This is a genomic window from Cytobacillus sp. MT66 (assembly GCF_058792595.1).
Map to the genome: position 1 here is coordinate 103,279 of NZ_JBXAFB010000011.1, position 16,000 is coordinate 119,278.

General features: G+C 41.1%; 14 protein-coding genes and 1 other annotated feature. Of the genes, 1 reads left to right on the plus strand and 13 read right to left on the minus strand.

Annotated features, from left to right (window positions below):
- Positions 1-20: 20 nt before the first annotated feature.
- The 7 genes from AC1Q59_RS18535 to AC1Q59_RS18565 form a co-directional block, all read right to left on the minus strand.
- On the minus strand, positions 21-1,355 hold the full coding sequence (locus AC1Q59_RS18535) for a VanW family protein (RefSeq protein WP_492367344.1): 1,335 nt from the start codon (positions 1,353-1,355) through the stop codon (positions 21-23).
- 20 nt (positions 1,356-1,375) lie between these two features.
- Positions 1,376-2,083: a hypothetical protein gene (locus AC1Q59_RS18540; protein WP_492367345.1), complete on the minus strand. Its 708-nt coding sequence runs from the start codon at positions 2,081-2,083 to the stop codon at positions 1,376-1,378.
- Positions 2,084-2,155: 72 nt separating this feature from the next.
- Complete coding sequence (locus AC1Q59_RS18545; protein WP_492367346.1) at positions 2,156-3,364, minus strand: hypothetical protein; 1,209 nt, start codon at positions 3,362-3,364, stop codon at positions 2,156-2,158.
- Between the two features lies 1 nt (position 3,365).
- Entirely contained in the window at positions 3,366-3,803 is a 438-nt protein-coding gene (locus tag AC1Q59_RS18550) for a PulJ/GspJ family protein (protein ID WP_492367347.1), read from the minus strand.
- 12 nt (positions 3,804-3,815) lie between these two features.
- A complete protein-coding gene (locus AC1Q59_RS18555; RefSeq protein WP_492367348.1) occupies positions 3,816-4,223 on the minus strand; it encodes a type IV pilus modification PilV family protein in 408 nt (135 codons plus the stop codon).
- Positions 4,224-4,384: 161 nt separating this feature from the next.
- Positions 4,385-5,689: a bifunctional folylpolyglutamate synthase/dihydrofolate synthase gene (locus AC1Q59_RS18560; RefSeq protein WP_492367349.1), complete on the minus strand. Its 1,305-nt coding sequence runs from the start codon at positions 5,687-5,689 to the stop codon at positions 4,385-4,387.
- A 111-nt stretch (positions 5,690-5,800) separates the two neighbouring features.
- Positions 5,801-8,446 carry a valine--tRNA ligase gene (locus AC1Q59_RS18565; RefSeq protein ID WP_492367350.1) on the minus strand — a complete coding sequence of 882 codons (2,646 nt, stop codon included), beginning with the start codon at positions 8,444-8,446 and terminating at the stop codon, positions 5,801-5,803.
- A gap of 52 nt (positions 8,447-8,498) precedes the next feature.
- Positions 8,499-8,726, minus strand: a binding site (T-box leader).
- Between the two features lie 196 nt (positions 8,727-8,922).
- On the opposite strand from AC1Q59_RS18565, the gene AC1Q59_RS18570 reads away from it, so the two are divergent.
- Entirely contained in the window at positions 8,923-9,117 is a 195-nt protein-coding gene (locus AC1Q59_RS18570) for a YszA family small membrane protein (RefSeq protein WP_492367351.1), read from the plus strand.
- 16 nt (positions 9,118-9,133) lie between these two features.
- On the opposite strand, the gene ysxE is transcribed toward AC1Q59_RS18570, so the two are convergent.
- From ysxE to hemC, 6 genes are all read right to left on the minus strand, one after another.
- Positions 9,134-10,189, minus strand: coding sequence for a spore coat protein YsxE (gene ysxE / locus AC1Q59_RS18575; protein WP_492367352.1), 1,056 nt, complete (start codon positions 10,187-10,189; stop codon positions 9,134-9,136).
- A 180-nt stretch (positions 10,190-10,369) separates the two neighbouring features.
- Positions 10,370-11,749: a stage VI sporulation protein D gene (gene spoVID / locus AC1Q59_RS18580; protein WP_492367353.1), complete on the minus strand. Its 1,380-nt coding sequence runs from the start codon at positions 11,747-11,749 to the stop codon at positions 10,370-10,372.
- A gap of 135 nt (positions 11,750-11,884) precedes the next feature.
- Positions 11,885-13,174 (minus strand): glutamate-1-semialdehyde 2,1-aminomutase, encoded by a 1,290-nt coding sequence (gene hemL, locus AC1Q59_RS18585; protein WP_492367354.1) that lies wholly within the window; start codon positions 13,172-13,174, stop codon positions 11,885-11,887.
- Between the two features lie 68 nt (positions 13,175-13,242).
- Positions 13,243-14,220 (minus strand): porphobilinogen synthase, encoded by a 978-nt coding sequence (hemB, locus tag AC1Q59_RS18590; RefSeq protein WP_492367355.1) that lies wholly within the window; start codon positions 14,218-14,220, stop codon positions 13,243-13,245.
- 56 nt (positions 14,221-14,276) lie between these two features.
- Positions 14,277-15,056, minus strand: a complete 780-nt coding sequence (locus AC1Q59_RS18595; protein WP_492367356.1) for a uroporphyrinogen-III synthase — start codon at positions 15,054-15,056, stop codon at positions 14,277-14,279.
- Entirely contained in the window at positions 15,053-15,988 is a 936-nt protein-coding gene (gene hemC, locus AC1Q59_RS18600) for a hydroxymethylbilane synthase (RefSeq protein WP_492367357.1), read from the minus strand. Before hemC ends, AC1Q59_RS18595 begins: the two co-directional genes overlap by 4 nt.
- Between the last annotated feature and the right edge of the window lie 12 nt (positions 15,989-16,000).

Here is a 16,000-nt window from a genome sequence, read left to right on the forward strand (position 1 = left end):
ATCCCTGCTTTATCTATCATTTATTTCTTCACTTCATTTGGTTTTCCCCAAAGATCACTGTATTGATTTTCTCCATCATCCGGGGTTTCTTTTGCATCGTCAGCATGATCCGTTTTCCCAGATTCCTGCGGCTCTTCAGAATCATCCTGCTCCCCTGGCAGACTAGGTTCGTCTGGTGAATATCCTTCATCGCCATTGGGCTGAGACTCAATCTCTTCATCTATTACTCCATGAATCTCAACTCGATGTACAGGCGGATAATAATCTTCCGAGACGACCTCTTCGGTTAGGAATACTCCTGTTTCATCATAAACCTGTCTGACGACTTTGATGAGTGCCCCATCTTTTCCGTCATTTTGCACTCTGACTTCCCCTGGTGATAATAAAGGATCGATTCTTTTTATTGTTTTCGGTGCAAAGTTTCGCTCATCTTTAGTCGCAATGGGATATTGATATAGTAATGGGCTTCCAAGTAAGGTGACGTCTAATATTCCTGCTTCATATTGCCATTCAATTCTAAAGGCTGAATCATTGTTATTGGCAAAAGCCAAATCCATATTTTTTTCCGGATTCACCCTTGCTTCAAATCCAAGACTAGTATAATCCGGCTTTTCATTACTGATATGTCTTTCTAAAATAGAAAAGTTTGATGGCAAAATCACCTGATATATCGCAGTTGCCAGTACACTCAGCTCATCTGCAGATTCATTTTCCAAACCATTTTCTTTTAAAAAGCCTAATAAAGAAAATTGGGACCGCGCTGGGATGTTAATTATGAACTGATCAGCCAGGTTCCCGCTCCACATATCGCTAGCCTCAGCGCTTGCTTCGTTCAGAACTTCCTCCTGATTAGCATCCTCAGGCATTGCTTTTTCAAGTTCGACCTCGTATTCACCAATTTCTAAGAAATTAGCTGCTGTTAATAGCTCGGATATAAGCTTCTCGGCATCTATCTCACTGACAGCTGTAGGGAAATTCATATTCAGAAAGTCCACAAATGGGTCCTTATCAATATGAACACGGACTTCATTGCGCTCGCCTTCAATGGCTTCCTCAACAGAACGGACAACCTCAAATTGAAAAAAGGCATTATCCAGCTGAACGGTTTTTTCCTTGAAGCTAATTCCTATGACCGTTTCTGCCAGCCATTTGGTCAGCTGGTCATCCACCAGTTTTGCTGCCTCATTAGGAGTTTTTCCTGATATGTCAACAGCTCCAATAGATGTACCATTAGGGATGATGTCACTATTGATCATAGAATAGAAGGCTTTTGCGCCAAAATGCGAGAAACCAAATATAAAAAAAGTACAAACGAAAAGAATAATAAATACCTTAACCCCTTGCTTATTTCTCACTGGCCTCCCCCTTCCACTCTTTATCGATGAAAAATAATTTCTTCAAGCTCAACCCCTTCATCCTCATTTGTTTTTTCAATATGGCTGACTTCTGCTTTTACAGCTGGTTTTATTACAATTTCCTCAATTTCTGAATCATCTTCAGAAATAGTTTGATGTACCTTCTCTATACTATCTTCTTCAAGCAGCTTTTCTATTTCGGACATATAGCCCGATGTATTCACTTCTTTTTCAAAGCTGATTCCGCTGCTAGGTATGTTGGTGTTTTCATTTTTCAACAATTCTTCGCGTTCCATTAGAAAGGAGATATCTACATCAAATTCTAATGGGGCGGCGGGCTGCATTGCAGGAGGTGGTTCTTTATCCAGCAAAATCTGTTTATTCTTATTCACTTCCCGAAAATCTGTGGTCTGAGAAACATGAATAGGCTCCTCAGTCTCCTGTGTATGTATATATTCATGAAGTCTGGTTTCAGACTGGTTTTTCTTGGAGTCACTTAGATCAATCTTATTAGCTAGTACAATTGCAGCCAAACCAGCAAGCAGCAAAAGGATGATCCCTGTTAGCCAAACCGGATACTGAGTATTCGCCCAAAGCCCAATACAGGCAATAGCAAAGGCTACGAAAATTAGACCCAATCGGCTTTTCCTTGGAATCTCCATAGGCAGTAAAAGCATGATTGGAACAAGAACTATGAGCGAAGCCACAGCAGTTATGTATGCCTCCACATGATTACCCCCCATTGGATTATAAACTGATTTTACCATTATAATTACCGGAAATTTATTACAAATCCTGAACTACTTATAATCATATTGAATATCTCTTCCGATATTGCTGTCCCATTTAAAAGTGTAGGATGGTTTACCGCATGCTTTGTTAAAATCATCTTCTTTTGCGTAAATAATGTTGCCTCTGCTTTTTCCCGATACCGAATCATCTTTTATATATAGTTTTCCGTACACATCAATCTTGTTGCCTACGATTAACGGTCCGCCTACACACATTTTGGACTTAGAATCAATCGTTAACTTACTGCCATTTTCTGAAAGATCTGCACTATTTTCCACATAAACAAACGACCCGCCATTTACAACAAGATCTCCTCCAATTATTAAATCTTTTGTGTGTAAAGTTGAGTAATCTAGACGCAAATGTGACGTAAATGTTGTTACTTGTTCTACTTCAATAAAGGAGTTATCTATTCCTTGTCCGTTCCCCATTTTCGCATTAAAATTAGATGCATGGAGATCTATATTGCTCACCTTGTTCATGTTTTTAAATTCGATCGTACCGTTTGAGTAAATAGTTTTATCCTGTACATCCGGGTTGCTCTCAATAGAAGTCCAATCCTTTGTAAAAATAATGGAAGGACAGCCAACTTTGTTTAATGAAGCTGGATCCTCACAATAATTTTCTTTCGGTTTAACAATACTATTGTAATTAGGTAAAGTGTATATCGATTCTTTTTTGGCTCCCCCGCCATTTGGACCATCTAGGTTAATGGATAATGATGCTCGTAAACTAGTATTCTCCTCCATTGATGTACCCTTGCTTATATAAATAACCTTAATTTTGTCTCCATTTCTACCAATTGTATACCCGTTGCTAACACCTTCGGAATTAATGGCAAATTTCGCCTCAGAATTAATGGTTATCTCTTTGTTTTCCGCATTTAAATCGTTGCTTATCTTTTCAATCATTAATCTTATCGTTTCAGTTTTATATTGTTCTTCAGTCCAAAAAATGTCTTCTAGTTCATGCAATTGTCTTAAAGCCTGAATTTCACTATCAACGATGTCCCGATTATTCAGGAATGAATTGCTCACTGCCTGATAAAAATACTCCACACCCATTTCCGCTAACGCAACAGATTGGTTATGCTTCTCCACTTTCTTGAATTGCTTTGTACTATTAAGAGATTGGCCAAAGAATGCAAGTGCGAGAACAACAAAAATAACACTTATAAGCAAGACAGTAACAAGAGCATATCCCTTTTCGTTTTTCATCCTAACTATCACCCTTGATCCTGTATAGTAATGTATCAACAGCAATTTGATTATGATTATTGTTTTTTTCGTATACAGCTAATTTTAATGAAAGGTCGACTTTATTTGGATCAATCTCATCCCCTAAACCCTTCGGACTAATTGTAAGCGAATAACACAATTGACTGTTTTCAAATATCTTTTGGCCATCTTTGTCAGAGTTCACGATTATTTTACAGCTGCTATTATTAACAGTATATTTATCTGAAATTTGATGAGTTTTAGTAAGATATGTAACTACAATATTAGCCTCTTGCTGCATTTGATTTTTTGAAACAGAATCATGTGAGTATTTAACCCCTTGGAAAAAGATATTCCAAATTAATACTCCAATAAAAGAAAGGATAGTAACTGTAACTAATACCTCTATTAAAGTAAGGCCACGTTCGCTTTTATTCATTTGTTTCTCCCTTTAATTGAGCATAATATATCCATATGTCTCAGCGACAACAATATCCTTTTTATCTAAAAGCTGAATTTGAATCTGGTGAGCATCTGTTGGTCCAGAATTCAAATCGGAATGATCCTTTATTTTTAGCTGAATCTTATACCCATCTTCTTGAGTTTCATATAAACAATATTCACCTAATTTATTGGAGCAATTTGAAAGAACTTCTTGAGCCTTTTCGGTATCATATTGCCAATCCAGCAGAACTTTTTTCACAGTATTTACTGCTTGAAGTTTTTCTTCATTTTTAGAATTCATAAGTCCCATCTGGGGAAAAAAGTTCATAAATGTTACTAAAATGATCATTAAAATCACAGTTGATACTAGAACTTCAAGCAGTGTCAAGCCTCTTTCATTTTTAACTGAAGGCATAATGCAGCTGTCCTCTCTAACATAGTAAAAAAGCACCTGTTTGATTCATTATACTAGATTTTTAAATTTTACTAGTATACAAATGTGTACATTTTTTGTGAAGCAGATTTATATAGAGAAATAGCCATTCCGCATTGGAATGGCTATCCTTCTAATAAATATTAAATAAAATTCTCTGTGAAAAACGGCTTCACTTCCGACAAAAAGTAAAGCGACCCCGTGATTACTAAAACCTCATCCTTCTGAAATTCGCTAATTTCCTCTTTAATAGCTTCTTTCCAGTCGCTGTTTTGATGCTTATTGCTATTCTTGCTCAAAGCAAATAAATTTTCTGCAGCAGATGCCCTCGGATAGTCAAATTCAACAAATGTAATTTTATCGGCAATCCCGTCTAGTTTATGGATCATTGCATCAAGCTTTTTATCTGCAAGGGCAGAGAAGACAATGTGAATTTTTTTACCAGAAAAGCGTTTTTGTAATTCCGCAACAAGTGCATCAACGCCTTCTTCGTTGTGTGCCCCATCAATAACAACAAACGGGTTGTTTGATAGTACTTCAAATCTGCCAGGCCAATAGGCTTTTTTGAGACCAGCATATATATGCTCATCATCTATTAGGAAAGAATAAAATTGCTTTAACACATCAATTGCTGTAACCGCTAATGAAGCATTCTCCACTTGATGCAAGCCAGCCATGCTAATTTCAAGCTCTTTTCTTTCCCGATACGGTGTCTTTTGCGAAAATGTCTCGCCTGTCATGGTTGAAGCATGATCGCTTACTTTAAATTCACGGCCCAATAAATAGATCGGAGCTTTCAATTCTTTCGCTTTTTCTTCGATAACGCTCAATGCTTCCTCTTGTTTGACAGCTGTAATTAAGCTTGTCCCAGATTTGATGATGCCTGCTTTTTCAAAAGCGATTTCTGCATGTGTATTTCCTAATATTGTTGTATGGTCGAGCCCGATGTTTGTGATGATTGATGCCAATGGAAAAATAATATTAGTCGAGTCAAATCGGCCGCCAAGCCCGACTTCAATTAGGGCAATATCAACAGGGTTTACCCGGCCAAAATATTGATAGGCCATAGCTGTAATGATTTCAAATTCTGTCGGCCCGCCAAGGTCTGTCTTGTCCAGCTCTTCACAAAGAGGGTAAATATCGTTCGCCAGCCGGATGATTTCCTCATCCTTAATCGGAACTCCGTTTACAGCGATTCTTTCATTAAATACTTCGAAATATGGAGAAGTAAAGGTCCCGACATAATACCCCGCTTCCTGAAGAATGGAGCGAAGATAGGCAACTGTCGAGCCCTTCCCATTCGTACCTCCAATATGGATGCCTTTAATCCTTCTTTCTGGATGATCAAGCTTTTCCATCATCCATTCCATTCTCTTCAGCCCAGGCTTAACCCCTAGACGCAATCGGGAATGAATCCACGAAACAGCCTCTTCATACGTCGTAAACATAGAAATTGCCTCCACCGTAAAAATTTTCATTCAAGTATCTTTGCAATTAAAATAATACTAAATAACCATAACGAAGACGAACCTTTCAAATCTGGTTCGCCTTCACTAGTATTATTCGCCTTTTAATTCTTTAATGCGAGACTCAACTGCTGCTCTTTTTTCTGCATAGTCTTTTTCTTTTGCTCTTTCTTCTTCAATGACTTTTTCCGGCGCTTTTTTGATAAAGCCTTCATTGCCTAGCTTTTTCTGCACCCGCTCTACTTCTTTATTTAATTTATCCCATTCTTTTTCAAGTCGGGCAATTTCTTCGTTAATATTGATTAAGCCTTCAAGCGGCAGAATGATTTCTGCCCCCGTCACAATGGAAGTCATAGCTTTTTCCGGGATCTCTACATCTGTTCCAATGGTTAATACCTCTGGATTACAGAAACGCTCTAAGTATCCGGAGTTTTTCTCTAAAGTCTTTAATACATCCTGATCCTTCGCTTTTAAAATCATCTTGATTTTCTTGCTTAACGGTGTGTTAACTTCTGCACGGCTGTTGCGGACAGAGCGGATGATTTCAACCAATAGCTTCATTTCTGCGGCAGCTTCATGATCTGTATATTCATCATTCACTTCAGGCCACTTGGCAACCGTAATAGACTCGCCTTCATGAGGAAGGTTCTGCCAAATTTCTTCTGTAATAAATGGCATGAATGGATGAAGCAGACGCATTGTGTTGTCTAACACATAAGCCAGGATTGAACGAGTTGTTTTCTTTGCAGCCTCGTCTTCTCCATAAAGAGGAAGCTTCGCCATTTCGATATACCAGTCACAGAAGTCATCCCAGATAAAGTTGTAAAGGACACGGCCAACCTCACCAAACTCGTAGCGGTCAGATAATCTTGTTACTGTCTCAATCGTTTCATTCAGACGTGTTAAGATCCACTTGTCAGCAACTGATTTTTCCCCTGTTAAATCAATTTCTTCAAAAGTCATGCCATCCATATTCATTAAGGCAAATCGGGAAGCGTTCCAAATTTTATTCGCAAAATTCCATGTCGCTTCTACCTTTTCCATACCGAATCGCAAGTCATGGCCTGGAGAGCTGCCTGTCGCTAAGAAATAACGAAGAGAATCTGCACCATACTGATCAATGACATCCATTGGATCAACGCCGTTTCCAAGAGATTTACTCATCTTTCGGCCTTCAGCGTCCCGCACAAGTCCATGAATGAGGACATCCTTGAATGGACGCTTGCCGGTAAATTCAAGGCCTTGGAAAATCATCCGGGATACCCAGAAGAAAATAATGTCATAGCCTGTAACAAGGCAATCAGTTGGATAATAGCGTTTGAAATCAGCTGCATCGACATCTGGCCAGCCCATGGTTGAGAAAGGCCATAACGCAGAGCTGAACCATGTATCTAAAACATCTTTATCCTGTTCCCAGTTCCCTATATCTGCTGGAGCTTCGTGACCAACATATACCTCGCCTGTTTCTTTGTGATACCAGGCAGGAATGCGGTGTCCCCACCAAAGCTGACGGGAAATACACCAGTCACGGATATTTTCCATCCATCTTAAATACGTATTTTCAAAACGTTCCGGCACGAAATGTACCTTTTCTTCTTTAGACTGCAAGTCGATTGCCTGATCAGCAAGCGGCTGCATCTTAACAAACCATTGCGTAGATAAATATGGCTCAACAACTGCACCGCTGCGCTCGGAGTGGCCAACAGAGTGAAGATGCTCTTCAATCTTGAACAATACACCCTGCTCCTGAAGATCCTTAACAATTTGCTTGCGGCATTCAAAGCGGTCAAGCCCTTGATAAATGCCTGCTTTTTCATTCATTGTGCCGTCTTCGTTCATAACCAGCACACGCTCAAGATTATGGCGGTTTCCGATTTCAAAATCGTTCGGGTCATGTGCTGGCGTAATTTTCACCGCACCTGAACCAAATTCCATATCAACATAGTCATCAGCAACGATTGGAATTTCGCGGCCAACGATTGGAAGCTTCACTTTCTTTCCAATCAAATGCTTGTAGCGCTCATCTTCAGGATGAACAGCAACAGCCGTATCGCCAAGCATTGTTTCAGGACGGGTTGTTGCCACCTCAATTTGTCCGGATCCGTCAGCTAAAGGATAATTCATATGATAGAATGCACCTTGAACATCCTTGTAAATAACCTCGATATCGGAAAGAGCCGTTTTCGTAGATGGATCCCAGTTGATGATATATTCGCCGCGATAGATGAGCCCTTTATTATAAAGAGATACAAACACCTCGCGAACGGCTTTTGATAAGCCCTCATCCAACGTAAATCTCTCGCGGCTGTAGTCTAATCCAAGACCTAACTTAGACCATTGCTGGCGAATATGACTTGCATATTCTTCTTTCCATTTCCATGTTTCTTCAACAAACTTTTCGCGTCCTAGATCATAGCGGCTTTTTCCATCTTCACGGAGCTTTTGCTCAACTTTTGCCTGTGTGGCAATTCCCGCATGGTCCATTCCTGGAAGCCACAGTACATCATAGCCCTGCATACGCTTCATTCGGGTTAGAATATCTTGCAGAGTTGTATCCCATGCATGGCCTAAATGCAGCTTGCCGGTAACGTTTGGCGGCGGAATAACGATGGTATATGGCTGTTTGTTTTCATCATCCTTCGCCTCAAAAAATTTCCCCTGCAGCCACCATTCATAACGGCCTTTTTCAATGGCAATCGGATCATATTTGGTTGGCATAGCCAATTCTTTTGTATCCATTTCTCTATCATCCTTTCACTGTTCGAAAAAATAAAAAAACTCCATTCGCCTATAAAAGGACGAATGGAGTTTGCTTCGCGGTACCACCTTTTTTTCAACCAGTAATAGCCTGATTGACTCTTAACATAGATAACGGATTTCCCGTCTTTCACTACTCAGTATTTCGCGAAAGAAGTTCAAGGGCGACCTTCCAGCTGTTTTGCTTAGAAAACCTTTCAGCTAATGGCTTTCCTCTCTAAAAGCAATGGACAATTGTACTCTTCCCTATCATCACAGTATTCATTCAATTTATATTCCTTATACTACCTAATAAATAGGATTGACGTCAATAGCATATCCGATTTTTAGTATTTTATACAGTTCTAAGAGAAATGTTCCTTAATATTATACGTTTTTTAAACGAATGGGAAATGACACAATCCATGGACTTTTGCCATAGAATACATCAATAGGAAGGGGTTAAGGGGGGAATTGATTTGAAAAAGAAGGGATACAATTTATATAAACTGCAGCCATTTTTGCGGACCATACGCGGTGCCTGTAACCAGTTTATCATCCCGTTTTGCTGTTTCCAGGGGATTCGCGTAGTTATTTTCCCAACAACATTTGACGTGCTTTTATTGGCTATTTTAATCTTATTGGCCGTTGCCATTCATTTTGAAATGATTTAAGGAGCCCAATGATCCATTAATTTTGGGCTCCTTCTTGTGCCGCTGCTTCTGCCTGTGCCTTTGCATCTGCTTTTTGCTTTTCGATTTCTTCCAGCCTCATTATGACATATTCCGTATTTTTCAGCTGCCAATAATGTCTTTGAAAATGCTGAATAAGTTTTCTCTCTGAACGCCTCTCACTTTTATAATATTTGACCGCTGAACGGATGACAGCGCCCGGATGAGCAAAATAGCTCTGAAAAAGAAGCATCTCCTCTTCCTTCAGCGGAAAGTACTTCAGATAGGTGTATATCCATTCAATACATTCTTCAGAGCGCTTCGGATAGGTTTTTAGAGTACGAGATAAAAACGGCAATAAATCATGAATCGGGGAACCTCGCCTTGCCCGTTCCAGGTTTGAAAAATAGCCGTATCCTTTGTCATCATATAAAAAATGCTCTGGTGATATTTTCCCGTGAACAACTACGGTTCGGGCCTTTTCTTGGTCCTTTGTTTTTTCATACCAGGCTTTCAGCTTATTCATCGAATAACGCAGCGCCTGGCTAGTGTCATGATAAGACAGGACAAACATTAATTCAAACGGAGACATATACTCTTTGTGCTCGCACGTCTCCATAAATCCTTCGAGAAACTCTTGTTCTTTTTCCCACTCTGCCAATGTCTTTTCATAATGATCTGTCCGATCTTCAGGGGTTATAGTGACTTCACTTGCAGAGATCGTATGGAGACGGGCCAGCTCACGGAACATCTGATGGTGGCGTTCAAAATAATTTTCCTTTTCTTCGTTGGCAAGCCACGGCATCAGATAATACAATTCATTCTCATGCAAGACCGCATACCTCCCATCCTGTGTGGGGTAGATGGGAACAATCCGATTATAGCCTTTATGATAGAGGGTCTGGATATACTTAATAAAATCCCCGCCCTGATTTGGAGTAATCTTTTTCAGAGCGAATACCCCTTTATCTGTGTAAACCTTTTGCACCCGTCCCAAATCCTCCGTAAACCTGGGAACAAGCGAATACCCCTTCAAAATCTGCGAAACCTTCGATAACCCATTCTTCCTATCCATAAGTGTTCACTCTCTTTCGAGGAGAAGAGGGGGGGCACGCCCCCTCTGCTGTGACGCTTTAAACTGATGGGGGTCAGACCCCCAATGTATTAACGCTTTAAACTAGTGGGGGTCAGGCCCCCAATGTATTAACGCTTTAAACTAGTGGGGGTCAGGCCCCCGCTCTGTTATGACGCTAAGTTATTTCTCAAGGCGGGCTGGGGAGACTGGGATGTATAGGACTTGACCTTCGGCTATGTCTTGGCTGATCTCCAAACGGTTGACGCTGAGCAGCTTTTGGACAGTGATTTCGTATCTTTCTGCTACTAGGTCAATGGTATCGCCGCCTTGGACGATGTACATTTTTAATTTCGTGACGTCTTCTTCCTCTTCTTTTCTGGCAAAGAACTCAGTTAAAGACATGCTCTTCTTTTTTGAAGCCTTTTTCTTTTTCGGCTGTTTTTCTGGACTTTCTTCTGATGAAGAAGACTCGGACTCCATCTCAGCTTCAACGACAGTTCCTTCCTCCACATCCACGCTGCTGTCGCTAGGGCTTTCTACCATTCCATAGATTTCTCCCGCTGATGGAGGTGCCTCATTCCTTTTCTGTGCCTGGAAAGAAACTTCAGGCGCTTTGCTGATGACCTCAGCCTCTATCTCACTGGCCTCTTCTTCATTCGGCTCTGCCCTCACCTCAGCTGGTTTTACATTTTCAGGCCGCTTTCTTGCCTCTGCTTCAAATGGTGCGTATAACTGATCTTCATCCGATGCCACAACCTCTTGTGGGTCACGCCCGAAAGTCTCCCTGGCACCTGGCACCGCTTCCTCTTCTATTTTCTCCTGTACTTCATTAACAGCTGGTGATTCCATACCCTCCAAAGCATTTTCATTTTCATTTTCTGGTGAGGATTCCACATATTCTTCCGGACTTTGAGCAGCAGGCAGCTCTGTGGCTTGCTCTGCTTCTTCTTCAGACCTTGAAGGAGAAAATTCCACTTTAATTTCAGTAAACTCTTCTTCGGCCTCTCTTTCAGCAGCACTAGCATTGGCCGTTTCAACCGGCTCCTCTTCCACGGCTGTTGTTGCGGCTGAAGAACGGTATAGCGGTTCTAAATCTTCGGCCACTTGGGTTTCTTGTGACGTATGCTGCTGGTCTCCATACAAGCCAGTTATCGTCAAATTCGCTGTCAGTTTCATACAGCTTCTTTCTGGAAAAACATAATCAAATGATTCTATAATTACATCAATATCGTTTAGGTTTTCAATTCTATTGTTTGGAATTGTAATATCTACAGGGAAGAAGTGAGTAAATTCGTTTATTCCTTCGCCCCGGTCTTCTACAACCTGAATAAATTTCGGAGCGGCAAATGAATCTTCATCCTCCTCTCCGCCAATTTCATTTCGTCTGTATTCTCCTGATAGTTCCAAGGCACCTTGGATTGTTACATATTGCTCGTTTTCTTTAATAAATATATTTGGATCAAGCGAAATAGAAATTAAGTCAGCGACTTCCTGTCCTTTTTGAAACCAGACCGACTCTTCTAAAGAAAATCGTAAAAACGATGGGTTTCCTTGAGACAAAGCGACTCCTCCTTTCATAACCTGCACGTTTAATCACTATGTCATTTACACTCTATGAGAATTTTGTTTTTTTTATGATTGAAAAAAGCCTCAGAAAAAGAAAAAACACTCATCTTTTGATGAGTGTTTGCACAATTAATTTTTCAGTTTTGAAAAAGCAGTTTCAACTGCCTGTATTGTTTTATCAATATCTTCATCCGTATGGGCAGTTGAAAGGAATAGTCCTTCAAACTGTGAAGGCGGAAGGAATACACCCTGGTTGGCCATCTCGCGATAGTAAGCTGCAAAATATTCAAGATTTGATGTTTTTGCCTTCTCATAATTAATGACATCTTCGTTTGTAAAGAAAAATCCGATCATAGAACCTGCGCGATTAAAAGTGTGCGGGATATCATATTTTTCTGCTGCGGCTCCAATACCTGCCTCCAGCAGATCGCCTTTTCGCTGGAATTCCTTATAGGTATCAGGAGTCAGCTGGCTTAGCGTCTCATATCCTGCTGTCATGGCAAGCGGATTTCCTGATAAAGTTCCTGCCTGGTAGATTGATCCGCTCGGCGCAATCTTTTCCATGATTTCTGCTTTACCGCCGAAGGCTCCAACTGGAAGTCCGCCGCCGATAACTTTTCCAAGACACGTAAGATCCGGTGTAATGCCAAAGTAACCTTGTGCACAATTATAGTCTACACGGAACCCTGTCATTACCTCATCAAAGATCAAAATTGCACCATATTGGGTTGTTAATTCTCTTAAGCCCTCTAAAAATCCTGGCTGCGGAGGAACTACGCCCATATTTCCAGCAACAGGTTCAACAATCACACCTGCAATGTCTTCACCAAACTGCTTAAAAGCAGCCTGAACGCCTGCTAAATCATTATACGGAACAGTAATCGTATTTTTTGCTACACCCTCAGGCACCCCTGGGCTGTCAGGCAAACCAAGTGTAGCCACTCCTGAACCAGCTTTAATTAAAAGAGAATCGCCGTGTCCATGGTAGCAGCCCTCAAATTTTAAAATAAGATTGCGCCCTGTATAGCCACGTGCCAGTCTAAGAGCACTCATCGTTGCTTCAGTCCCGGAAGAAACCATACGAATGATTTCAACAGATGGAACTCGTTCCTGAACTAGCTTAGCAAGCCTATTTTCTGTTAAAGATGGAGCACCAAAGCTTGTTCCTTTTTCTGCTACCTTCTTAATTGCTTCAACCACTTGGTCGTTGGAGTGGCCTAAAATAAGGGGGCCCCATGAAAGGACATAATCAATATACTCATTGCCGTCAATGTCATAGATTTTTGACCCTTTGCCGCTTTCCATAAAGATTGGGTTCATTTGGACTGATTTAAATGCACGAACAGGTGAGTTTACACCTCCAGGCATTAACTTGACTGCTTCCTTAAACGCCTCAATGGATTTTTCATAAGTACGCATACGATCCCTCTTTTCCATATTTTTTATGTACGAAAAGCAACCGGAAATTTCCGATTGCCTTCCAAGATTTATTGTTCCTTTAACCATCTAGCTGCATCTTTGGCATGGTAAGTGATAATAAGGTCGCTTCCGGCACGCTTCATGCCTGTGAGCATTTCCATGACGATTCGATCTTCGTCGATCCAGCCATTTTGGGCAGCTGCTTTAACCATGGAATATTCACCGCTAACATTGTAAATGACAACTGGCAGGTTAAAGTTATTTTTCACATCACGAACGATATCTAAATATGGCATACCTGGCTTCACAATGAGGAAGTCAGCCCCCTCCATTAAATCGGACTCAGCTTCGCGAAGCGCTTCTAAACGGTTAGCAGGGTCCATCTGGTAGGCTTTGCGGTCGCCAAATTGCGGTGCACTGTCAGCTGCATCGCGGAATGGTCCGTAGAAAGCAGATGAATATTTAACTGCATAGGACATGATCGGCACATTTTCAAATCCCGCTTCATCAAGTCCTGCACGAATAGCCGCAACAAAACCATCCATCATATTCGATGGCGCAATAATATCAGCACCTGCTTGTGCCTGGCTTACTGCTGTTTTTACAAGAAGCTCAAGTGATGCATCATTGAGAACTTCACCGTTTTCAATTAAACCGCAATGCCCATGGTCTGTATATTCGCATAGGCATGTGTCAGCGACAACAATCACTTCTGGATATTTCTCTTTGATAAAGCGTGTAGCTTCTTGGACAATTCCATGGTCATGGAAGGCTTGAGTCCCGCACTCGTCTTTTTCTAGCGGAATCCCAAAGAGAAGAACAGATTTGATGCCAAGTGAGACAACCTCATTCATTTCTTCTTCAAGGTGATCAAGAGATAAATTATATATTCCAGGCATTGAGGGAATTTCTCTTTTAATATCATTTCCTTCTGCTACGAAAATTGGATAAATAAAATCATCTACTGTTAAATGTGTTTCTCTGACCAGCGCTCTCATATTTGCACTTTGGCGCAGTCTTCTATGGCGATTAAATTGCAAATCCATCAAAAATCCCTCCTAAATAGCCTGTTGATTTCCGCTCATATGCCCTTTTGCAGGAATCAACAATTTTTGTTAATAAAATCACTAATACTTTTTAGCATCTCATCCGTCGTGTATTCTTCCGGCTCGCAATGGACCTTAAGGCCAAAAGATTCAATTCGTTGTCTTGTCACAGGTCCAATACAGCCAATGATGCAATTCGAAAGCTTTGGATAAAGATCATATTCCTTTACAGTCTCCATAAAATGATCCATTGTCGAAGGACTTGTAAAGGTTAGCACATCCAAGCGATCTTCCATGAGAGCTTCTTTAATAAGCACTTTGCTTTCATCCGGAAAAACCGTTTGATATATAATGACTTCTTCTACATTTGCCCCTTTTTCTCTTAAGCTTGAAGAGATGTAGCTTCTGGCCAGGTTCCCTTTTGGAATAAGGATGTTCATCCCCTTTTTTACAAACGGAAGGAACTCCTCAACAAACCCTTCTGCCACATATTCCTTTGGAGTAAAGTCGACAGATAGCCCCAAGTGATGCAAGCAGTCCCTTGTTTTTTTGCCAATCACTGCAATTTTTGGCATTTCAGCTTTTTGACGGTCGGTTATAAAAGATAGAAACGTATCCACCGTCACATTGCTGGTGAATATGATCCAATCAAAGGTATCCAAACGATCCAAAATTGATCGGATTTCATCGGATACTTTTACTGGAACAAAATCTAATAGGGGTATTTCTACAGGGATCCCCCCATAGCCTTTCACAAGCTTCGAAAAGGATTTTGCCTGCTCCCTGCTTCTTGGGACCAGGACTTTTTTTCCTTTTAATGGGGCGTCCTCGTTCATTTATTTTCGAGCTCCTCTTTCACCCGGTCAATTAAATCTTTTGCACCTTGCTTAATTAAGCTGTCTGCTGCCTGAGTCCCCACTTCTTCAGGATTCGTTCCTGTAATTTGTGCGGAATAGATGTCCTTTCCATCAGGCGAGGTCACAAGGCTTGTTAGAGCAATTTCATTTTTGTCATTAAGAGTGGCATATCCTGCGATAGGCACCTGGCATCCGCCTTCCATCTTTTGCAAAAATGCACGTTCTGCACGAACAGCCGCATCTGTTTGTGCACAGGCAAACTGATCTAGCAGCCCGCGAAGCTCGCTGTCGCTCTCGCGGCATTCAATAGATAGAGCACCCTGTCCCACGGCAGGCAAGCAAAGGTCTGGGTCAAGGAACTCGGTAACAACATCTGTTGCCCATCCCATGCGTTTTAATCCCGCAACAGCCAAAATGATCGCATCGTAATCTTCATTCTCTAATTTTGCTAGTCTTGTATCAATGTTTCCTCTAATCCATTTAATTTGTAAATCCGGACGGCGTGCTAAAAGCTGTGCTCCGCGGCGCAGGCTGCTGGTGCCAATTACCGCTCCTGGCTTTAATTCATTAAACGGAACATGCCCTTTGGAAATTAACGCATCACGATGATCTTCCCGCTTTGGAATACAGCCAATGATAAGGCCTTCAGGCAAGATGGCCGGCATATCCTTCATGCTGTGGACAGCCATGTCGATTTCCTTGTCAAGCATGGCTTGTTCGATTTCTTTTACAAACAAGCCCTTACCGCCGACCTTGGACAGCGTTACATCTAATATTTTATCCCCTTTTGTAACAATTTCCTTCACTTCAAATTCAAATGATGGGTCAATGGCCTTTAATTGCTCTATTACCCAATTTGTTTGCGTCAATGCAAGCTTGCTTCTGCGAGAACCAACGATAATTTTTCTCAAAACAGCCCCTCC